This window comes from Stutzerimonas stutzeri (assembly GCF_013522825.1).
Lineage (GTDB): Bacteria > Pseudomonadota > Gammaproteobacteria > Pseudomonadales > Pseudomonadaceae > Stutzerimonas > Stutzerimonas stutzeri_AK.
On sequence record NZ_JAAMQZ010000001.1, the window covers coordinates 23,527 to 44,901 of the forward strand.

The 21,375-nt window shown below is 62.9% G+C and carries 17 protein-coding genes; 5 read left to right on the forward strand and 12 right to left on the reverse strand.

The genetic code is table 11. The features are described from left to right. Nucleotides 1-82 precede the first annotated feature (82 nt). Together purD and G7020_RS00125 are read left to right on the forward strand one after the other, a co-directional pair. Nucleotides 83-1,372: a phosphoribosylamine--glycine ligase gene (purD, locus tag G7020_RS00120; protein ID WP_181082027.1), complete on the forward strand. Its 1,290-nt coding sequence runs from the start codon at nucleotides 83-85 to the stop codon at nucleotides 1,370-1,372. A gap of 112 nt (nucleotides 1,373-1,484) precedes the next feature. Further along, nucleotides 1,485-4,268, forward strand: a complete 2,784-nt coding sequence (locus G7020_RS00125) for a response regulator (RefSeq protein ID WP_181082028.1) — start codon at nucleotides 1,485-1,487, stop codon at nucleotides 4,266-4,268. A gap of 11 nt (nucleotides 4,269-4,279) precedes the next feature. Here G7020_RS00125 and G7020_RS00130 read toward each other — a convergent pair whose 3' ends face one another. Beyond that, nucleotides 4,280-5,533: a cytochrome P450 gene (locus G7020_RS00130; protein ID WP_181082029.1), complete on the reverse strand. Its 1,254-nt coding sequence runs from the start codon at nucleotides 5,531-5,533 to the stop codon at nucleotides 4,280-4,282. A gap of 201 nt (nucleotides 5,534-5,734) precedes the next feature. On the opposite strand from G7020_RS00130, the gene G7020_RS00135 reads away from it, so the two are divergent. Beyond that, entirely contained in the window at nucleotides 5,735-6,688 is a 954-nt protein-coding gene (locus G7020_RS00135) for a lysylphosphatidylglycerol synthase transmembrane domain-containing protein (RefSeq protein ID WP_181082030.1), read from the forward strand. A gap of 118 nt (nucleotides 6,689-6,806) precedes the next feature. After that, entirely contained in the window at nucleotides 6,807-7,547 is a 741-nt protein-coding gene (locus tag G7020_RS00140) for a VC0807 family protein (RefSeq protein WP_181082031.1), read from the forward strand. A 361-nt stretch (nucleotides 7,548-7,908) separates the two neighbouring features. Here the strand turns inward: G7020_RS00140 and G7020_RS00145 are convergent, their stop codons facing one another. Both G7020_RS00145 and rfbD read right to left on the reverse strand, forming a co-directional pair. Beyond that, the gene (locus tag G7020_RS00145) at nucleotides 7,909-8,808 is read right to left on the reverse strand and encodes an AEC family transporter (RefSeq protein WP_181082032.1); all 900 of its coding nucleotides are present in this window, start codon (nucleotides 8,806-8,808) and stop codon (nucleotides 7,909-7,911) included. A gap of 127 nt (nucleotides 8,809-8,935) precedes the next feature. Next, entirely contained in the window at nucleotides 8,936-9,859 is a 924-nt protein-coding gene (gene rfbD, locus G7020_RS00150) for a dTDP-4-dehydrorhamnose reductase (RefSeq protein ID WP_181082033.1), read from the reverse strand. Nucleotides 9,860-10,271: 412 nt separating this feature from the next. On the opposite strand from rfbD, the gene G7020_RS00155 reads away from it, so the two are divergent. Further along, a complete protein-coding gene (locus G7020_RS00155; protein WP_181082034.1) occupies nucleotides 10,272-10,670 on the forward strand; it encodes a Rho termination factor N-terminal domain-containing protein in 399 nt (132 codons plus the stop codon). 297 nt (nucleotides 10,671-10,967) lie between these two features. Here G7020_RS00155 and lpxC read toward each other — a convergent pair whose 3' ends face one another. The 9 genes from lpxC to murD all read right to left on the reverse strand — a co-directional run bounded on the left by lpxC (nucleotide 10,968) and on the right by murD (nucleotide 21,369). Then, nucleotides 10,968-11,879: a UDP-3-O-acyl-N-acetylglucosamine deacetylase gene (gene lpxC, locus G7020_RS00160; protein WP_181082035.1), complete on the reverse strand. Its 912-nt coding sequence runs from the start codon at nucleotides 11,877-11,879 to the stop codon at nucleotides 10,968-10,970. Between the two features lie 111 nt (nucleotides 11,880-11,990). Further along, on the reverse strand, nucleotides 11,991-13,178 hold the full coding sequence (gene ftsZ / locus G7020_RS00165) for a cell division protein FtsZ (protein ID WP_181082036.1): 1,188 nt from the start codon (nucleotides 13,176-13,178) through the stop codon (nucleotides 11,991-11,993). A 46-nt stretch (nucleotides 13,179-13,224) separates the two neighbouring features. Next, nucleotides 13,225-14,472 (reverse strand): cell division protein FtsA, encoded by a 1,248-nt coding sequence (gene ftsA / locus G7020_RS00170; protein ID WP_181082037.1) that lies wholly within the window; start codon nucleotides 14,470-14,472, stop codon nucleotides 13,225-13,227. Nucleotides 14,473-14,484: 12 nt separating this feature from the next. Next, the gene (locus G7020_RS00175; RefSeq protein ID WP_181082038.1) at nucleotides 14,485-15,342 is read right to left on the reverse strand and encodes a cell division protein FtsQ/DivIB; all 858 of its coding nucleotides are present in this window, start codon (nucleotides 15,340-15,342) and stop codon (nucleotides 14,485-14,487) included. Between the two features lie 3 nt (nucleotides 15,343-15,345). Continuing rightward, on the reverse strand, nucleotides 15,346-16,287 hold the full coding sequence (locus G7020_RS00180; RefSeq protein WP_181082039.1) for a D-alanine--D-alanine ligase: 942 nt from the start codon (nucleotides 16,285-16,287) through the stop codon (nucleotides 15,346-15,348). Beyond that, entirely contained in the window at nucleotides 16,284-17,741 is a 1,458-nt protein-coding gene (gene murC / locus G7020_RS00185) for a UDP-N-acetylmuramate--L-alanine ligase (RefSeq protein ID WP_181082040.1), read from the reverse strand. Before murC ends, G7020_RS00180 begins: the two co-directional genes overlap by 4 nt. Further along, nucleotides 17,734-18,804: an undecaprenyldiphospho-muramoylpentapeptide beta-N-acetylglucosaminyltransferase gene (gene murG, locus G7020_RS00190; protein WP_181082041.1), complete on the reverse strand. Its 1,071-nt coding sequence runs from the start codon at nucleotides 18,802-18,804 to the stop codon at nucleotides 17,734-17,736. The genes murC and murG overlap by 8 nt, the downstream gene beginning before the upstream one ends. Beyond that, complete coding sequence (gene ftsW / locus G7020_RS00195) at nucleotides 18,794-20,026, reverse strand: putative lipid II flippase FtsW (RefSeq protein WP_181082042.1); 1,233 nt, start codon at nucleotides 20,024-20,026, stop codon at nucleotides 18,794-18,796. The genes murG and ftsW overlap by 11 nt, the downstream gene beginning before the upstream one ends. After that, nucleotides 20,026-21,369 carry a UDP-N-acetylmuramoyl-L-alanine--D-glutamate ligase gene (gene murD, locus G7020_RS00200; protein WP_181082043.1) on the reverse strand — a complete coding sequence of 448 codons (1,344 nt, stop codon included), beginning with the start codon at nucleotides 21,367-21,369 and terminating at the stop codon, nucleotides 20,026-20,028. The genes ftsW and murD overlap by 1 nt, the downstream gene beginning before the upstream one ends. Between the last annotated feature and the right edge of the window lie 6 nt (nucleotides 21,370-21,375).

The window sequence follows — 21,375 nt, forward strand, 5'->3', positions numbered from 1 at the left end:
GATGGCTGATGGCTGGACGAAAAAGCGACACCCTCGTCCAGCTTCCAGCCTCCAGCCTCCAGCCCAACACAGGGTTATAACAATGAACGTATTAGTGATTGGCAGCGGCGGACGAGAACATGCGCTGGCCTGGAAGGTAGCGCAGGACCCACGGGTCAATAAGGTTTTCGTCGCCCCGGGCAACGCCGGCACGGCAACCGAAGCCAAGTGCGAGAACGTCGCCATCGACGTACTGGCCATCGAGCAGCTGGCGGACTTCGCAGCGCAGAACGTGCAGCTGACCATCGTCGGCCCGGAGGCGCCGCTGGTCACAGGCGTGGTCGATCTGTTCCGCTCGCGTGGCCTGGACTGCTTCGGCCCCACCGCCGCCGCCGCACAGCTGGAAGGCTCCAAGGCCTTCACCAAGGACTTCCTCGCCCGTCACAGGATTCCCACCGCCGACTACCAGAACTTCACCGACGTCGAGCCGGCCCTGGCCTACCTGCGCGAGAAAGGCGCGCCCATCGTGATCAAGGCCGATGGCCTGGCCGCCGGCAAGGGCGTGATCGTCGCCATGACGCTGGCAGAAGCCGAAGAAGCGGTGCGCGACATGCTCTCCGGCAACGCCTTCGGTGATGCCGGATCGCGGGTGGTGATCGAGGAATTCCTCGACGGCGAGGAAGCCAGCTTTATCGTCATGGTCGATGGCGAAAACGTGCTGCCGATGGCCACCAGCCAGGATCACAAGCGCGTCGGCGACGGCGACACCGGCCCCAACACCGGCGGCATGGGCGCCTACTCGCCCGCCCCCGTGGTCACTGCCGACGTTCACCAGCGGGTGATGGACGAAGTGATCTGGCCAACCGTCAAGGGCATGGCCGCCGAAGGCAACGTCTATACCGGCTTCCTCTATGCCGGCCTGATGATCGACGGCAACGGCGCGCCCAAGGTGATCGAGTTCAACTGCCGCTTCGGTGATCCGGAAACCCAACCGATCATGCTGCGCCTGCAGTCCAGTCTCGTCCTGCTGGTCGAGGCCGCGCTGGCCAAGGCGCTGGACAAGGTCGAAGCGCAGTGGGACCCGCGCCCCAGTCTTGGCGTGGTACTGGCCGCCGGTGGCTATCCAGGTAATTACGCCAAGGGCGCCGTGATTCACGGCCTGGATGCCGCCGCCCAACTGGAAGGCAAGGTCTTCCATGCCGGCACCGCGCTGCAGAATGGCGAAATCACCACGGCAGGAGGCCGAGTGCTCTGCGCCACCGCCCTGGGTGAAACCGTTTGTGCAGCCCAGCAGAGTGCCTATGCTCTCGCGGCCCGTATCGACTGGAATGGCCATTTCTATCGCCACGACATCGGTTACCGTGCAATCGCGCGCGAGCAAGGCGAAAGCTGAAGTTCCGGCAGGCCAGGTGCGCAACGGTCGATTCCCTTTACCGTTGCGCGCATTACAGCGCCAGTCCCTCACGACTATAATTTGTCGCCAGACCAATGAAGGGACTTCAACCGTGCATCGACTCCGGGTAGCCGTTGCCTTTACCTTCAGCCTGCTCCTGGCTGTAGCAGGCGCTTACCCCGCTTTTGCCGGTACCGAAACGCAAGAGCCTACTCAGCAGGCTGCCCCGCAGAACTGGCGGTTGCTGGTCGACCAGTCGGGGCAGCTCACGCTGAACGAAATACTGGATCAGCGAAGCCTGTTCCAGCGCATCGAAAAACTTTCCCATAGCGCCCCGGCAAGTGATCAGGCCATCTGGCTGCAGGTCAGCCTGCCGACTTTCGCCCAGCCCCACTGGCTGTGGCTGTTCGCCCCGCGCGTGCAATATCTGGATTTCTATCTGCTACGTGACGGACAGCTCGAACGCCATGTCGAAACCGGCGAACTGCGCGCCCCGCAATCACGCCCTTTGCCCGCGCGCGCCTACCTGTTTTCCCTGCCCAATGACGGCCAGCCCCGCGAAGCCTACATTCGCCTGAACTCATCGCATCCAATCATGGCCTGGTTCCAGACCCTCGATGAACGCGGGCTGGTCGAGCAGGCACGCCCCGCCTACCTTTTCGGCGGTCTGCTCAGTGCGCTGGCACTGCTGCTGCTCTATAACCTGCTGCGTTTCGCCCGCACCACCAGCTACAGCAATCTGGGGCTTGCCGTACTGCATGGCGCATTGCTGGCGTGCGTATCGGCGAACCTCGGGCTACTGGCGCTATGGCTGCCAGGGCTGCTGCACAGCCAGGCGCTGATTGCCGATATCTCGGCCCTGATTGCCTGTATTGCCTTGCTGGCCTTCACCCTCGACTTCTTCAGCCAGCGCCGCAAAGCCTGGTTCAGCCGCCTGCTCGCGCTTGAACTCGGCTTCATCAGCGCGCTGGCGGCAACCATCGCTCTCACCCAGCAGCTCTGGGTCAGCTGGTTGATCTGCGCCACGATACTGCTCAGCGCAGTCAGCGTCACCCTCATCGCCCTGCAGTACTGGCACCAGACACCGGCGCGCCTGCTGCTGGCGGGCATGCTGCTGTTCGACGCCGGCTTCATCTTCATGCTGCCCATGCTGCTCGGCTTCAATCAGCTCGATCCCGACTGGTTGTCCGGCGTGGTATTCAGCGTGGCAACAGGTGCCGGTCTGCTCTTCAGCCTTGCCGCACATGAACAGCAGCGCCAGATCCAGGCCAGCCACCGCACCCGGCACACGGCCGAGGCCGTCACCAGTGCCGAACAGAAGACCAAAGCCGATTTCCTCGCCAGTATCAGTCATGAAATCCGCACGCCGATGAACGGCGTGCTCGGCATGAGCGAGCTGCTGCTCGACACCTCGCTGTCGGCCAGGCAGCGCGACTACGTCCAGACCATCCATAGCTCCGGCAATGAACTGCTCAACCTGATCAACGAAATTCTCGACGTTTCCAAACTGGAGTCCGGGCAGATCGAACTGGACGACGTACAGTTCGATCTCAATGCGCTGATCGAGGACAGCCTGGGTATCTTCCGCGCCAAGGCCGAACAGCAGAAGGTCGAGCTGATCAGTTTTATCCAGCCACAGATGCCGCATATCGTTGCCGGCGATCCGACACGCCTGCGCCAGACGCTGCTGAGCCTGCTGGAAAATGCTTTCAGGCAGACCGAGGAAGGTGAAGTTCTGCTGGTGGCCGCAATGGATGAAGCCGACGGCCAGACCCGCTTGCGCATCACCGTTCAGGACAGTGGCCGTCCGCTGGAAGCCCAGGAGTGCGAGGCCCTGCTCAATGCCGAGCTGGACAGCCGCGACCTTCTCGCCGCGACCGGACATGGAGGGCGTCTCGGGCTGATCGTTGCGCGGCAGCTGGTGCAGTTGATGAATGGCGAATTCGGCATCCAGACCGGCGATGTCACCGGCAACACCCTCTGGATCAGCCTGCCGCTTACCGCCAAAGCACTGGAGCAATCCGGCAGTGACCTGAATGGTCCGCTCTTGGGCGCGCGTCTGCTGGTGGTGGACGACAACGAGACCTGCCGCAAGGTGTTCGCCCAGCAATGCAGCAGCTGGGGCATGGAGGTCACCGCCGCCGCATCAGGCAAGGAGGCGCTGGCCCTGCTGCGCACCAAGGCCCATCTGCATGAGTATTTCGATGCGGTGCTGCTCGATCAGGACATGCCCGGCATGACCGGCATGCAGTTGGCCAGCAAGATCCGTGAAGACTTCAGCCTCAACCACGACATCCTGCTGATCATGCTCACCGGCATGAGCAGCGCACCCAGCAAGATCATCGCGCGCAACGCCGGCATCAAACGCATCCTCGCCAAACCCGTGGCCGGCTATACCCTGAAAGCCACCCTGGCCGACGAACTCGCTAGCCATCGCAGCAGCGTGGCACGCCCTTCGCCCCGCGCCGGGAGAGCACTTCCGATACCCAACGACTTCCGCATTCTGGTGGCCGAGGACAACAGCATTTCCACCAAAGTCATCCGTGGCATGCTGAACAAGCTCAACCTCAAGCCCGATACCGCCAGCGACGGCGAACAGGCACTGGCAGCCATCAAGGCACAGCCCTACGACCTGGTCCTGATGGACTGCGAAATGCCGATTCTCGACGGTTTCCAGGCCACCGCGCAGCTACGCGCCTGGGAGGCCGCAGAGAACCGCCCACGCACGCCAGTGGTCGCACTCACCGCGCATATTCTCAGCGAGCACCGTGAACGCGCACGCGAAGCAGGCATGGACGGGCACATGTCCAAACCGGTGGAAATGTCCCAGCTACGCGAACTGATCGAGTACTGGGCTGCGATCAGGGCCGCCACGAATCGTACGCCCCACCCCTGAAGGCAATCCTTCTATGGTGCCGGTAAGGATCTGACGTCACTGATGACAAACAGACTTTCCGGCTGAGCAGGCATTCGAGACTCATCCATGTGCAGATCCTGAGCGGGAACCGTGTAACTCATTCGACGCGTCAGCATGCGCAAAGCGCTCGTCAGCAATGCGATCGCCAGGGGCTCACCTGGACAGCGATGCCCAGTCGCAGCATCACCGCCCCCCTGGGTGATGAAATTGAAAGCGCCCCCCTTCCATTCGGCGAAGCGCTCGGGGCGAAACTGCTCGGGCTGCGCCCAGAGTCTGGCGTCTCGATTGGTGCCATACAGGTCCAGCAGCACGCGGGTGCCCTTGGGGAATCGATAGCCTTTCCATTCAAAGTCCTCGCGCACGCGCGCCGCGGTGAAGGGAAAGAATGCGTGGAGACGACGGACCTCCTGGGCAAAGGGTTCCAGCGCCGCATCTTCCTGCTGTAAACGTTGGCGCCATTGCGGATGTGCCAGCAATTCCAGCGCCGCATAAATGATAAAACGCGCCACCGCCACGGTCGGCCTCAGCAGGTTAAGCATTTCCACAGCCGCAATCCGCTCATCCAGCGGCTGTCCATCCGGCCCGAGATGCCGGGCAACGACGGCCAACGCCCGGCCTTCATCGATCGACAGCCCCCCGTCGCGTACCTGCGCAATCAGCCCGGCCATCCATCTTTCGGCTTCCTTGCGGGCCTTTCGCGCGTGCCAATGGCGGGCGCCGACACCACCCGCACCGTCGATCAGCGCAGCCAACTGATCTCGACGTGTTTCCAGCTCCGCCGGACCGAGTGGAACGCCCGCCCATGTGCATACCGAACGGGTAAGGATTGCTTGCACCTCGGGCAGCAACGTGACGTGATCACAGCGTTGCCACATCCCGATGGCGGCTTGCCAGTTGGCCTCGTTCATTCGCACCAGTTCGGCGACCGCATCGGGGTTGAGCAACGACATGAACAGCTGCTTGCGATGCCGATGAGCAGAGCCGTCGAGGCCCTGCACCCCTCCCTGGCCAAACAGTGTTTTCTGCAACATGCGTGGGGCGGCATGCTCACGCTTGAACAGCTGCTCGTCGTAAAACAGCCTCGCCGCCTCTTCGCCGCTCATGCAGATAGTGTTCTGCAACAGCAGCCGGACCTGGAACAGGTCCGATTGCAACCGCTGACAGCGACTCGGAATGAATGAATAACCTTCACGAAGCAACGCAATCGAACTTTCGACGCCCGGGCTGTGGGGAATATCAGGCATAAACCACCTCGGCAAAGAACGGCAACTGACCAATAGACAGCACCCAGCAGCTTCGGGTGCCTCAACCGTCCGCTTGCATGAAATGAACAAAATGCGATGTCCACTGCCGATAAGAAACGAACACCGTATTATTCCGCGGCCAGATCACCTATTGCCCGAGCCCTGCTTCGAGGCGAATAACCATCGCCAAGGAGCCCATGCATGATGAAGAGAAGCGATGCCGCCTGGACCCTGGTCGGCATCACTGCGGTACTGCTTTGCGGCTATCTGCTCTATCAGGAAATTCGCACGCTCTCGCTGGCCGAGCTCGCCGAAAGCCTCGCGGCCATCAGTTACCGCAACTGGCTGCTGGCAGGGCTGGCAACCCTTGGCGCCTATGTCGCGCTCGCCTGGTACGACCGAATAGCCATCGCCCATCTGGGCAAGCGAATCTCCTGGTGGTTCATCACCCTCTGCTCGTTCACCACCTACGCCCTGGCGCATAACATAGGCGCATCGGTGTTTTCCGGCGCGGTCGTGCGCTACCGGGCCTACCGCAGCAAAGGGCTCACGCCACAGGAGATCGGCGTGCTGATCGTATTCTGTTCGCTGACCTTCTTCCTCGGCACCCTGCTGGCCGGCGGCGCAGTCCTGGTTCTGAAGCCTGAACTGCTGAACCGACTCATCGATGTGCAACCCTGGGTATCGACCGCCATCGGCCTGTCTCTGATGTCCCTGGTCGGGCTCTACGTGACAGGCGCCTGGCGGCAGTTGGCGCCGTTTCGCATCGGCAAATGGCGGATCGAATACCCGCGCCTGCCGATCGTCGGCAAACAACTGATTGCGGCCCCGCTTGAGCTTGTCTGCGCTGCCGCAATCATCTATTTCGCACTCCCCGCAGCGGAAAATCCCGGCTATCTGGTGGTGCTCGGCGTGTTTCTCGCCTCCTTTTCGCTGGCCCTGCTCTCTCATGCACCGGGCGGGCTTGGCGTGCTTGAAGTGACCTTTCTGGCCGCGCTTCCGGAGCTGGACACCGCCGACGTCCTGGCCGCCTTGATCGTCTTCAGGGGCTTTTACCTGATCCTGCCCTTCGCCCTGGCGATTCTCGTCGTCACGGTATTCGAAACCACCCAATGGGCGGAGAAGCGCAAGCGGGGCTCGACACCCGGCCCGTAACGGAGCCGTTGAAAACGCAGGTCTTTAACTGATTGTCACGGAACAGCACATTGGCCCTATAGCCAAGCTCTCAGCGACAGGCGATGATTCCGCCCTTAATCGAAACGAACCGACCCAGATGACCGACTCACATACCCGCCAGCCGACCGAGCACAAGCCCCGCCCCCTGATCGACCTGCTGATAAGCATCCTGATCCCTTCGCTGATTCTCATGAAGCTCAGCGGTGAAGGGCGACTGGGGGCAGACGGCGCACTGGTGCTGGCGCTGGCATTCCCTCTCGGCTGGGGCCTTTTCGAGCTGGTGAAATATCGCAAATTCAACTGGATCGCCCTGCTGGGGCTGATCAGCGTGCTGCTGACCGGCGGCATTGGCCTGTTGCAGCTGGACCCGCAATGGCTGGCCATCAAGGAAGCGGCCATCCCCGGGATCATCGGTATCGCCGTACTGGGCTCGACCCGTACGCGCTTTCCGCTGATCCGCACGCTGCTCTACAACCCCAAGGTGCTCAACGTCGACAAGGTTCACGAGCAGCTCGAACGCAACGGCCAGACGGCTCACTTCGAGATCCGCCTGTTGCGCGCCACCTACTTTCTCAGCGGTACCTTCTTCTTTTCGTCCTTCATGAATTACGTGCTGGCCAAGTGGATCGTCAACAGCCCGGCCGGCAGCGAGGCCTTCAATGCCGAACTGGGCCGCATGACCCTGCTCAGCTACCCGATGATCGCCATTCCCAGCATGGCGATGATGATGGCGATCTTCTATTACCTCTGGCGCACCATCCACGGGCTGACCGGGCTGCGCCTGGAAGAAATCATTGCCACTGGCGCGCAGGACGGACAATCCGACAAACAGCCCTGACTGCCTAATAGAGCAGGGCGATCGGGCTATGGCGTCATTCTGCGATGGGCGTTCGATAAAAGCGCTGGAGGCTGGACGAAAAACGCCATGTGCGCTCGAACCTGGATCGCTTGTCGTTCAGCCTCCAGCTTTCCAGCGCTGTTTTCAGCTCTTTGGCGCATAGCGCGGAGGCTGATTTCAACGCGGCATGATCGGGCGCAGTAATCTGTAAACGCCCTCTCAGAACCTGTTCAAAGTCTCGCGAGCTAGAGCAATGCAAGGCAAAAACAGGCGAGGACGCGGAGTTTACAGCTGTAAATGAGTAGTCCGAGCCTGTTTTTAACGCAGCAGTGCCGACGCGCAGCAGACTTTGGACAGGTTCTCACACCGCCATCAGCCACATCCACAATGGCAAGGTGGCAGCCGACAGCAGAGTGGACAGAAAGACCGCCGAACTGACCGCGCGGGTATCTTCTGGATTGGCCACGAAGGCCAGTACATTGACACCACTCGGGCAGGCGGCCAGCAACACCAGCACCGCACGCGCTTCCTGGCCCAGCCCCGGCAGCAGGCCGCTGAAATACCACACCAGCAGCGGAAAGACGCCCAGCTTGACCAGGGTCAGCACCAGCGCAGCCATATTGGGACGCAGGCGATAACGCGACAGACTGAGCCCCAGCACCATCAGCGCACAGGGCAATGCCGCCTGGGCCAGCCAGTCGGCCATACGCCAGAGCGGCTGCGGCAGATCCAGATTGGAAACGTTCAGCGCCGCCCCCAGCAGTAATCCGACGATCAGCGGGTTGGCCAGGTTCTTCAGCAATGATCGGGCACTGACCTTCTGCCCCGAGCCGAAGGCACTGTAGAAGCTCTGCAGTGAAAACAGAATCAGGCTGTGGAACACCAGAATGGCGAAGACATAGACCAGGCTCGCCGCACCCAGCAGGGTGGTTACCAGGGGAATTCCGACAAGCACATTGTTCGAATAGGCGGCAGTCAATCCCAGTGCGGACGAGCGCCCGAGCAAACGGTGGGTAACCAGCCCGACTACGGCAAAGACCGTCAGCACCGGGCCGAAATAGGCCAGCAACAGCATCGGCGACATGCCATCGCCCAGCTCGGCCCGGGCGATGCCGGTGAACAGAATCGCTGGCATGAACAGCTTGAAGGTGATGTTGGCAAGGCCGGTCGCCGCCTCACCGGCGAGCCAGCGCCGCCAGCCCAGCACATAGCCGAGCATGATCAAGCCAAAGATAGGCACAATCGCCTGAAGTACGCTCACACAGGATTCTCCACAAACGACGCGGCCCAATGTCACGCCGCAAAAAGGTCGCAAGAATACCCCGCGCCGGGGGTGAGATCACCTGATGGCGATGACGTCGGAATGCATTGCCGGCCCGCACTGGCCTTCAGGAGTTCGCCGCAGATACCCTGTGTCCGGCCAGCGTGTCGAGCACACTGGCCAGGTCGTCATGCCAGTTCCGCAGGGCGATGTCGAAGGTCTGCTCGAACTTCGTGCAGTTCAGCACCGACCAGGCCGGTCGGCGCGCAGGCGTGGGGTATTGCACGGTAGTGATTGCCGACACTTGCGGTATTTTCACCAGCAGGCCCCTTGCCGCAGCCTGACGAAAGATCTCCTGTGCGAAGTCGAACCAACTGCACGGCGGATGACCGCTGTAGTGGTAAAGCCCCCAGGCAAGAGTGCCTTTGTGCGCATAGCGCTGAGCCAGTTGCAGCAGGACCTCGGCAAGGCTGCCAGCCTGGGTGGGGCAACCGAACTGATCGGCAACCACCGACAGCGCATCGCGCTGCTGCCCGAGACGCAGCATGGTCTTGACGAAGTTGTGCCCGTGCACGCCATACACCCAGCTGGTGCGCACGATCACATGCCGCTCCAGAACCGCCTGGATCGCGACCTCCCCTGCCCGCTTGCTGGCGCCATAGACACCGGTTGGCGCCACCGGATCGGTTTCACGATAGGCCTCTGGCGTGGTTCCGGAAAAGCCCGTCTCGCCGGAAAACACATAGTCGGTGGAGATATGCAGCAAGGGGATATCGGCCTGTCGTGCAGCCTCGGCCAGCCGGGCCACGCCATCACGGTTGACCGCATAGGCCTGTTCGGCCTGCGTCTCGGCATTGTCGACGTGCGTATAGGCGGCAGCGTTGATGATCAACCCCGGCCTGAACTGACCAACCAGTTCCTCGATCCGATGGCTATCGGTGATATCCAACTGTTTCCGAGTCATGCCCAGCGCCTCGAGACCGTACACGCGGGCTCGGTCTACCAACTCGTGGCCGACCTGGCCACTGGCACCGCATACAAGGATTCGCATCGGGTCATCACCTCATCGAGAGCTCGTCAATAATGGCGAGCTCGGAATTGTAAAGCAGATTCGATTCACGCTCATCAGGCCGCGCTATGCGCTCAAAGAGCCGAAAACAGCGCTGGACAGCTGGAGGCTGAACGACAAGCGATCCAGGTGCGAGCGCACATGGCGTTTTTTCGTCCAGCCTCCAGCGCCTTTATCGAACGCCCATCGCAGAATGACGCCATAGCGCGATCGCCCTGAAGTACCGGCCTAGTGCGGTCCGTGCCTCGTTCAGGCCCGTTTTGAAGGCATTTGTTCCCAGGCAGCAGGTAATTACAGGGGCTGTTTCGATAGCCGGTGAAACTCGCGACCTGCAGTGCGGCCAAAACAGGAACAACCGGAGTCATCATCACGAATCCGCACGAGGATCGATGTCATGCCCAGAGGCGATAAATCCAGCTATACGGATAAGCAGCAGCGCAAGGCCGAGCATATCGAACAGAGCTATGAAGAGCGTGGGGTAGCGCCCAAGGAAGCCGAGGCGCGCGCCTGGGCCACCGTCAACAAGCAATCCGGTGGCGGGGAGCGCAAGGGCAGCTCGGGACAGAAGAAAAGCGAGACGGCCAAGCGCGCCGACCGCAAGGACTCGGCCCATCGCGCGGCACAGACCCGCACCGGCGCCTCCCCCAACAAGGGCTCGGCACGGGACAGGCAATCCGGCAGCACCTCGCTAACCGATCTCAGCCGCGACGAACTGATGCAAAAGGCCCGTGAACGCGATATCCGGGGGCGCTCGAAGATGCGCAAGCATGAGCTGCTGCAGGCGTTGAGCTGAAAGCGAGCCAGGGTCGATGATCACCTAGCAGGTCGGGTCACGCTTCACCGACCCGACAGGCGAGCGGCCAGGCGCGTTAAATGCTGAGGTGTCAGGCATGAATTGTCGGATTACGCTTCGGATCGTCGGATTACGCCTTCGGCTAATCCGACCTACAACAGGCTGCGCCTCGGATATTCGCGGCTGAAGCCGCTCTCACAAGGGATTCCTCTCACGGGCTCGCAACGGCTATTAACGGGGACAGAGCCTAAAAAAAAGCCACCCGAAGGTGGCCTTGAAAAGGAAAGAGAGTACTGCTCAGCCGGCGGCTGCCGGGCGCATGTAGGAGATCGGCGCGGTCTGGGAGTCATCGAAGGTCACCATTTCCCACGCATCCTTCTGTTCCATCAGGGTGCGCAGCAAGCGGTTATTCAATGCATGTCCGGATTTGAAGCCGCGGAATTCACCGATCAGGCTTGTGCCCAGCAAGTACAGGTCACCAATTGCATCGAGAATCTTGTGCTTGACGAACTCGTCCTCGTAACGCAGGCCATCTTCGTTCAGCACCTGGTCTTCGTCGACCACGATCGCATTATCGACACTGCCACCCAGAGCCAGATTGTTCGAGCGCAGGAATTCGATGTCGCGCATGAACCCGAAAGTTCGCGCACGGCTGACTTCCTTGACGAAGGAAGTGCTGGAGAAATCCACGCTGGCAGTCTGGGTACGACCCTTGAATACCGGATGGTCAAAATCGATCTCGAAACTCACCTTGAAGCCTTCGAACGGCAGAAAGGTGGCGCGCTTGTCGCCGTCTTCCACCGTGACTTCACGGATGATGCGGATGAACTTCTTGGGGGCGTCCTGCTCCTGCAGGCCAGCCGATTGGATCAGGAATACGAAAGGACCAGCGCTGCCATCCATGATCGGCACTTCCGATGCCGACAGTTCGACATAGGCATTGTCGATGCCAAGCCCGGCCATCGCCGAGAGCAGATGCTCCACCGTGTCGACCTTGACGTCACCGCTGATCAGTGTCGTCGACATGGTGGTCTCGCCGACATTTTCGGCCCGCGCGGCAATCTGTACCGGCGGATTGAGGTCGGTGCGGCAGAACACGATTCCAGTATCCACAGGTGCCGGCTTCAGGGTCAGGTAGACCTTTTCCCCCGAATGCAGGCCGACGCCCGTGGCGCGAATGATGTTCTTCAAGGTGCGTTGTCTGATCATGGCTTGGTTTCGCTAGTGCGCTGTTGCGAATGGTTTCCAACAAAGGCGGCGATCATAGCAGAAGCCTACTTTGCTGAATACCAATCACGGCGATAGTCCTGATAAACCCAATCAATCAGCCTGACGACGCAGGAAAGCTGGAATATCCAGATAGTCGAGATCCTCCTGGGGATTCAGCTTGGCCGCGGTAGCGGCGGCATGGGCCTGGTTGCGCATGATGGTCGGGCGGTCCAGGTCACGGTAGTTCACCGCAGCCTGATCCTGGCGCGGGGCCGGCGCGGCTTGCGACGCGACAGCGGCAGCCTGCACGGTATTGTCCACGACCTTGACCGGCTTTTCGTTGCGCGGGCCAAGACCGGTCGCGACCACGGTGACATGCAGCTCGTCGGTCATTTCCGGATCGATCACGGCGCCGACCTTGACGGTGGCTTCGTCGGAGGCGAAGGCCTCGATGATTTCACCAACGGCGGCGTACTCGCCCAGGGACAGGTCCAGACCGGCGGTGATGTTCACCAGGATGCCGCGCGCGCCCTGCAGGTTGACGTCCTCGAGCAGCGGATTGCGAATCGCCGCCTCGGTGGCTTCACGGGCGCGGTTCGGCCCGGTGGCGCAACCGGTGCCCATCATCGCCATGCCCATTTCACCCATGACGGTCTTGACGTCGGCGAAGTCGACGTTCATCAGGCCTGGACGCTGCATGATGTCGGAAATGCCACGCACCGCACCGGTGAGAACGTCATCGGCCTTGGCGAAAGCGGACAGCAGGCTGGCGTCCTTGCCGAGGATGGTCAGCAGTTTTTCGTTGGGAATGGTGATCAGCGAATCGACGCACTCGGACAGCTGACGAATGCCCTCGTCGGCGACCTGCATACGGCGACGCCCCTCGAACGGGAACGGACGGGTCACCACGGCAACGGTGAGAATGCCCATTTCCTTGGCCACCGAAGCGATCACAGGCGCCGCACCGGTGCCGGTGCCGCCGCCCATGCCGGTGGTGATGAATACCATATCGGCGCCCTGCAGCACCTCGGCGATGCGCTCGCGGTCATCCATCGCAGCCTGACGGCCGATGTCAGGATTGGTACCCGCACCCAGGCCCTTGGTAATGGCGGAACCCAACTGCAGTACGGTCCGCACTTCGATTTTCTTCAGCGCCTGAGCATCGGTGTTGGCGCAGATGAACTCCACGCCTTCAACGTTGTTGCGCACCATGTGGTTGACGGCATTGCCGCCGCCTCCGCCTACGCCAATCACCTTGATGACTGCACTTTGCGGGGTATGATCTACGAGTTCGAACATGTCCCTCTCTCCTTCCAGCTTTCTAGTTGTGGTACTGCCGCACTGCTCAGAAATTGCCCTGGATCCAGCTTTTCAGCCGCTCCACGACAGATGGTTTGGTTTCTTCGGCGAAGTTGCCGAGACCGGACATGGAGGTGCCATCGGTCTGCTTGCGCATGCCGTACAGCAACAGGCCCACGCCCGTTGAATAGATGGGGTTGCGGACGACGTCCGTCAGTCCCTGGAAACTGTGCGGCGCGCCCAGGCGCACCGGCATGTGAAAGATTTCTTCGGCCAGCTCGACGGCGCCTTCCATCTTCGCCGTACCGCCGGTGAGAACGATGCCCGCCGGCACCAAGTCCTCGTAGCCGCTGCGGCGCAGTTCGGCCTGGATCAGGGTGAACAGCTCGTCGTAACGCGGCTCGACCACTTCGGCCAGTGCCTGGCGCGAGAGTTCCCGTGGTGGCCGGTCACCAACGCTGGGCACCTTGATGGTTTCACCAGGACCGGCCAGTTTGGCCAGTGCACAGGCGTAGCGGATCTTGATCTCTTCGGCGTACTGCGTGGGTGTGCGCAGCGCCATGGCGATATCGTTGGTGACCTGATCGCCGGCGATCGGGATGACCGCGGTATGGCGGATCGCACCCTCGGTGAAGATGCAGATATCGGTGGTGCCACCGCCGATATCCACCAGGCAGACGCCCAGTTCCTTTTCGTCGTCGGTCAGCACCGCATGCGCCGAGGCCAGCTGTTCGAGAATGATGTCGTCCACTTCCAGACCGCAGCGGCGCACACATTTCTCGATGTTCTGCGCGGCATTCACCGCACAGGTGACCACATGGACCTTCGCCTCCAGACGCACGCCGGACATGCCCAGCGGCTCACGGACGCCTTCCTGGTTGTCGATCACATAGTCCTGCGGCAGGGTGTGCAGCACCCGCTGATCAGCCGGGATGGCGACGGCCTGGGCCGCATCCAGTACGCGCTCCAGGTCCGCATTGCTGACCTCACGGTCGCGGATGGCGACGATGCCGTGGGAGTTGAGGCTGCGGATGTGATTGCCGGCCAGGCCGACGAACGCCGAGTGGATACGGCAGCCGGCCATGAGCTGGGCTTCCTCCACCGCGCGTTGAATAGACTGCACGGTGGATTCGATATTGACCACCACGCCCTTCTTCAGGCCGCGTGAGGGATGGGTACCGATCCCGACGATCTCGAGCTCGCCATCGGGCGTCACTTCGCCCACCAGCGCCACCACCTTGGAGGTGCCGATATCGAGACCGACGATCATCTTGCCGCTTTGCACGCTAGACATGTGTTTCATTCCTCAATTCTTCGCAACGACGGATAGATCCGCCGCAGTCGGACTCGGCTCGTGCCAGGCCACGGCCAGGCCGTTGGCATAGCGCAGATCGATCCGCGCAATTTTTTCGCTCTCCTGCGCCAGCGTTTGCTGGTAAATGGCAGTGAAGCGACGCATTTTTTCGATTATCTGATCCCTGCCCAGCAACAGCTCGATACCCTGACCTGTCGTCACGAACCAGCTGCCGCGCGCGCGCAACTCCAGGCGCTCGATGGAAAATCCCAGAGGACGCAACATCTGGCTGAGCATCTGGTACTGCTGCATGACGCGCTGCTGGGCCCGCTTCGGACCATGCAAGTGCGGCAGGTGTTCATAACGGGCCAGGTCACTGGGCGTAAAAGCCTGACCGCTGTTGTTCAACAGTGCCTCCTCGCCCCAACGGGCGATGGGCAGGTGTTCCTCCAGACGTACCGTGACCTGATCCGGCCAGACCCGACGCACCTCGACATGGGCTATCCAGGGCATCTGTTCAAGGTCGTGGCGCAAGCCATCCAGATCAACCTTGAAGAAGCTGGCTTCGACGAACGGCGCCATGCGCTCCTGCACGGTCAACTGATCGACATAGGTCAGGTCACCCCGAACGCTGACCTTGGATATCGGTCGATCGGCATAGGGCGCCAGACGCTCGGCCAGCTCGTAGAGTCCGACAGCCAGCGCCATCAGCAGTACCGGCCAGAGGATGCGTTTCACTGCACCCAGGCTCGGACGCGGCAGACGCGCCGACAGTGGCTCACGCTGCACCAGACGGCTCGCGCCACGCTGCACCGGCTTGCGCGTGGCGCGACCGCTGGCGGGTTGCGAGTGACGCAGCGTGGTAATCATGGGTCAGTTCCCCGCCATGCTGGCATCGAGAATCGCCAGCACCAGTTGCTGGAAATCCAGTCCGGCGGCGCGTGCGGCCATCGGCACCAGACTGTGATCGGTCATGCCCGGAACGGTGTTCACCTCCAGCAGCCAGAACGCGCCGGCGGCGTCCTGCATGACGTCCACCCGCGCCCAGCCGCGAATGCCCACCGCCTCACAGGCGCGCGCGGTGAGCGCCCGCAGTTCCTGCTCCTTGTCCGCTTCGAGGCCGCAGGGAATGCGGTACTGGGTATCACTGGCCAGGTACTTGGCGTCGTAGTCGTAGAATGCGTGCGGCGTGCCCAGCCCGATTGGCGGCAGCACTTCGCCGCGCAGCGTGGCGATGGTGAATTCCGGGCCCTGGATCCATTGTTCGACCAGCACCTGGGCGTCATAGACGCTGGCCGCTTGCCAGGCCTCGATCAGCTCGGCAAGGCCAGCGACCTTCGCCATGCCGATGCTGGAGCCTTCATGGGCGGGCTTGACGATCAGCGGGAAGCCCAGACTGTCAGCCGCGGCCCGGCAATCGGCTTCGCTGGCCAGCACGGCATGCCGTGGCGTTGGCAGGCCGAGGCTCTGCCAGACCTGCTTGGTGCGCAACTTGTCCATGGCCAGGGCCGAAGCAAGGATGCCGCTGCCGGTGTAGGGAATCCCCGCGCATTCGAGCAACCCTTGCATGCTGCCATCTTCACCGCCACGCCCATGCAGGACGATGAAGGCGCGGTCGATGCGTTCGCGACCCAGTTGCTGCAGCAGATCGTCACCGACATCGATACCGAAGGCATCGACGCCCGCCGCCTGCAAGGCCGAGAGCACGGCCGCGCCGGACTTCAAGGAGACTTCGCGCTCCGCGCTCTTGCCGCCGTAGAGTACGGCGACCCGGCCAAATGCCTGGGGATCACGGGTCGATTGCAGGGCAGTCATTCACTCTTCCTCGCGGCGCTTGTAGCGACAAACAGGGGGCTGTTGAGCAGCTGTGGAGCCAACCCGCCGATATCGCCGGCGCCCTGGCACAGCAGGATGTCGCCGGCACGCAGCAGCGGCTTGACCAGCGGCGCCAGCTCGACGCCACGCTCGATATAGATCGGATCGAGCTGGCCGCGCTGGCGAATGCTGTGGCACAGGCGACGGCTGTCGGCGCCGGGAATCGGCTCTTCGCCCGCCGGGTAGACCTCCATCAGCAGCAGCACATTGGCCTCGGCCAGCACCTGGACGAAGTCCTCGTAGAGATCGCGGGTACGACTGAAACGGTGCGGCTGGTAGACCATCACCAGCCGGCGCTCCGGCCAGCCGTCACGCACGGCCTGGATCACGGCGGCGACTTCGCGAGGATGGTGGCCGTAGTCGTCGACCAGCATCACGCTGCCGTCTTCGACCGGCAGCTCGCCGTACACCTGGAAGCGCCGACCCACGCCACCGAACTCCGACAGCCCCTGAATGATGGCGGCATCGTCGATACCTTCATCGGTGGCGATGGCGATGGTTGCCAGTGCGTTGAGCACGTTGTGCTTGCCCGGCATCTTCACCGATACGTCGAGCGGCTCGCAGCCGGCGCGCAGCACGGTGAACCAGGTACGCATGCCTTCCTGGCGGATGTTGATGGCGCGCACGTCGGCATCTTCGCTGACACCGTAGGTAGTAGTCGGTCGGCCAATCTGCGGAAGGATTTCGCGCACCACCGGGTCGTCCACGCAGAGCACCGCCAGCCCGTAGAACGGCAGGTTGTGCAGGAACTCGATGAAGGTCTTCTTCAGCTTGCCGAAGTCGCCGCCGTAGGTACTCATGTGGTCGGCGTCGATGTTGGTCACCACCGCGACCATCGGCTGCAGATGCAGGAAGCTGGCATCGCTTTCGTCCGCCTCGGCGATCAGGTAGCGGCTGCTGCCCAGCTGCGCGTTGGTGCCGGCGGCGGTCAGGCGACCACCGATGACGAAGGTCGGATCGAGCCCACCCGCGGCGAATACCGAAGCCAGCAGGCTGGTGGTGGTGGTCTTGCCATGGGTACCGGCCACGGCGATGCCGTGACGGTAGCGCATCAGCTCGGCGAGCATTTCCGCACGCGGCACCACCGGAATGCGTTGCTCCAGCGCCAGCGCCACTTCCGGGTTGCTGGTATTGACCGCGCTGGACACCACCAGCACGTCGGCGCCGGCGACGTTGCCCGCCTGATGGCCGATAAAGATATGTGCGCCGAAGGTCTGCAGGCGCTGGGTGCTGGGCGACTCCCTGAGGTCGGAGCCGGACACCTCATAGCCGAGGTTGAGCAGCACCTCGGCGATGCCGCACATGCCCACCCCGCCGATGCCGACGAAATGAATGCGGCGGATACGGCGCATACGCCGCACTTCGGCCTTGACGGCGGCTGGGGACTTAGCCATTGGCCACCTCCAGGCAGATATCGACCACGCTACGGGTGGCATCGGGCCGGGCCAGCCGGCGTGCAGCGAGCCCCATGGTCTTGAGTGTTTCCGGCTGCATCATTACCTCGGTCAGCTGCGCGGCCAGCGCGGCAGCATCGGTCTTTGCTTGAGGGAGAAGAACGGCAGCGCCTTCCTTCGCCAGATATTCGGCATTGCGGGTCTGGTGGTCGTCGATGGCATGCGGCAGCGGCACCAGGAACGACGGCAGCCCGGCGGCGGCCAGTTCGCAGACGGTCAGCGCGCCGGCGCGGCAGATCACCAGGTCGGCCCAGGCATAGGCCTGCGCCATGTCCTTGATAAACGGGGCGACCTCGGCCTCGACAGCGTGCTCGGCATAACGCGCGCGGGTGATCTCGGCGTGCTGCTTGCCGGCCTGGTGGAACACCTCGGGGCGCAACGCCTGCGGCACCTGCGCCAGCGTGGCGGGCAGCAGCTTGTTCAGCGGCTCGGCGCCCAGACTGCCGCCCAGTACCAACAGACGCGGGCGACGGCCAGCCAGCGAATCGCGGGGCGTTTCCAGGAACAACTCCACGCGCACCGGATTGCCGGTGGTACGGCGCTTGTCGCTGTTCGCGAAGGTATCTGGAAAGGCTTCGCACACGCGGCGGGCAAAGGGCAGCAGGCTGCGGTTGGCGGTGCCGGCGACGGCATTCTGCTCATGGATGATCAACGGCACACCGGCCAGCTTCGCCGCCAGCCCGCCCGGCCCGGTCACATAGCCACCCAGCCCCAGCACGCACACCGGTTGCAGTTCACGCATCACCCGGCGCGCCTGCCAGAGCGAGCGCAACAACTGGAACGGGGCCTTGAGCAGGGAGCCGAGCCCCTTGCCACGCAGGCCGCTGACCTCGATCAGGTGCAGCGGCAGCCCCGCCGCCGGCACCACTTCGTTCTCGATTCCGCGCGGCGTGCCCAGCCAGTGAACCTGATAGCCACGGCTCTGGAATTCATGCGCGCAGGCCAGCGCCGGGAACACGTGCCCGCCGGTGCCGCCGGCCATGATCAGGACGTTAGCGGCCATGGGCGGCCTCCTTTTTCCTGAGCGCAGGCGCTTCGGCGAAATCCGCCTCGTTGAGCTCGGTATCTTCGCTGCCCAGCACCGTGCGGCTTTCCCACTCGATACGCAGCAGCAGCGCCATGCTCGCGCAGGTCACCACCAGCGAACTGCCGCCATAACTGAGGAACGGCAGGGTCAGTCCCTTGGTCGGCAACAACCCGACGTTCACCCCGACGTTGATCAGGAACTGACCCAGCCAGAGGAAGGCCAGCCCCCAGGCGACATAGGCCGCGAAGAACTGCCGCGAGCGCTCGGCGGCCAGCCCGATATACAGGGCACGTATGCCGACGAAGGCGAACAACGCGATGGTCAGCAGCGCGCCGACCATGCCCAGCTCTTCGGCCAGCACGGAAAAAACGAAGTCGGTATGGGCTTCAGGCAGGTAGAACTGCTTCTGCACACTGTTGCCCAGCCCCACGCCCAGCCACTCGCCACGTCCGAAGGCGATCAGCGCCTGGGTCAACTGGTAACCGGCGCCGTACTGATCGGCCCAGGGGTCGGTGAAGGTAATCAGGCGCTGCAGGCGATACTCCTGGGTCTGTACCAGCACGAACACCGCGCCCACCGCCAGCAGCACCAGCAGGCTGAAGCGGATCAGGCCGACGCCCCCCAGAAACAGCATCGCCACCGCCGCGCCCATCATCACCACGGTGGCGCCGAAATCGGGTTCCAGCAGCAGCAGCGCGGCCATCGGCATCAGCACCAGGAACGGCTTGAAGAACCCCCACAGGCTTTCACGCACTTCCTGCTGACGACGCACCAGGTAGCCGGCGAGATAAACCACGACGAAGAGTTTCGCCAGCTCCGAAGGCTGCACGTTGAAAGCGCCGAAGCCAATCCAGCGCATCGAGCCGTTGACCTCGCGGCCAATGCCGGGGATCAGCACCAGTATCAGCAGCGCGAAGGCGGCGAGCAGCAACATCCAATCGAACCGCTGCCACACGGACAGGGGCACCAGCAGCACCGCCGCCGCCGCGCCCAGACCCAGCACCAGATAAACCAGATGGCGGATCATGTGGAACATCGAGTTGCCGGCGTTGACCGCGGCAACCTCGGACGACGCCGAGGTGATCATAACCAACCCCAGCCCCAGCAGCCCCAGGCAGCCGGCGAGCATCGGGAAGTCAAGGTCCAGGCCACGACGGCTGAACAGCGGCGAAGGCGCACTACGCAGGAAGGCAAGCATCAGTCGAGCCCTCCTACCGCAGCAGCAAACAAACGACCGCGCTCCTCGAAGTTCCTGAACATGTCCAGACTGGCGCAGGCTGGCGACAGCAGCACTGCGTCGCCGGGCCGGGCGCTCAGGGCCGCATGCTGCACCGCCTGTTCGAGCGACTGCACCCGCTGAACCGGCGCCGCGCCGTCGAGCGCGTTCGCCAGCAGCCCGGCGTCACGGCCCAGCAGAATCACTTCCCGACAGTAACGCGCCACCGGAGCATGCAGCGCGGAGAATTCCGCACCCTTGCCATCGCCGCCGGCGATCAGTACCAGCTTGCCGTCGATATCGCTGCCCAGGCCGTCGATCGCCGCCAGCGCGGCGCCGACGTTGGTCGCCTTGGAGTCATCGTAATAATTCACGCCCCCATGCTCACCGACCCACTGGCAGCGGTGCGGCAAGCCGCCGAAGCGGCGCAGTGTCTCCAGCATCGGCACGAACGGCAGGCCCACGGCATGGCCCAGCGCCAGTGCGGCGAGGGCGTTGGACTGGTTGTGCGCGCCACGCATCTTCAACTCGCGCGCGGGCATCAGGGCCACGAACTGGAAGGCCAGATGCTTCTCGCCGTTTTCCTCGATCAGCCCGAAGCCCTTGAAGTCCGGCTTGCCGAGCCCGAACGACCAGACCGGCACCTCTTCGCCTACCAGCGGTCGGCTGAGACGGTCGTCACGGTTGATCACCACCTGACGCGCGCCACGGAAGATCCGGTGCTTGGCCTGATGATAGGCCGGCAACCCGGCGTAGCGATCCATGTGGTCTTCGCTGACGTTCAGGCAGGTCGCCACTTCGGCATTCAGCTGCTCGGTGGTTTCCAGCTGGAAGCTGGACAGTTCGAGCACATAAAGCTCGACATCCTCGCTGAGCAGATCCAGCGCCGGCGTACCCAGGTTGCCACCCACCGCCACCTTGCGTCCGGCGGCCTGGGCCATTTCGCCGACCAGCGTGGTCACGGTGCTTTTCGCGTTGGAACCGGTGATGGCGATGATCGGCGCACGGGCCTCACGCGCGAACAGTTCGATATCGCCGGACAGCTTCACGCCGCGGTCGGCGGCAACCTGCAACGCGGGCGTGCTCAGCGCCAGCCCCGGGCTGACCAGCAGTTCGCTGGCGCGGCAGAGAAACTCGACATCCAGCTCGCCGCAACGCACCTCGATTTCCGGGTACTGCGCCTGGAGAGTGGCCAGCTCCGGCGGGTTCGCGCGCGTATCGACGACGGCGAACGGCTGCCCTCGGCGCGCCAGGTGGCGTACCACGGACATGCCGCTCTTGCCGAGGCCGACAACGATGCGGAACTGGTCGGAAGCGATCAGCACTCTCTA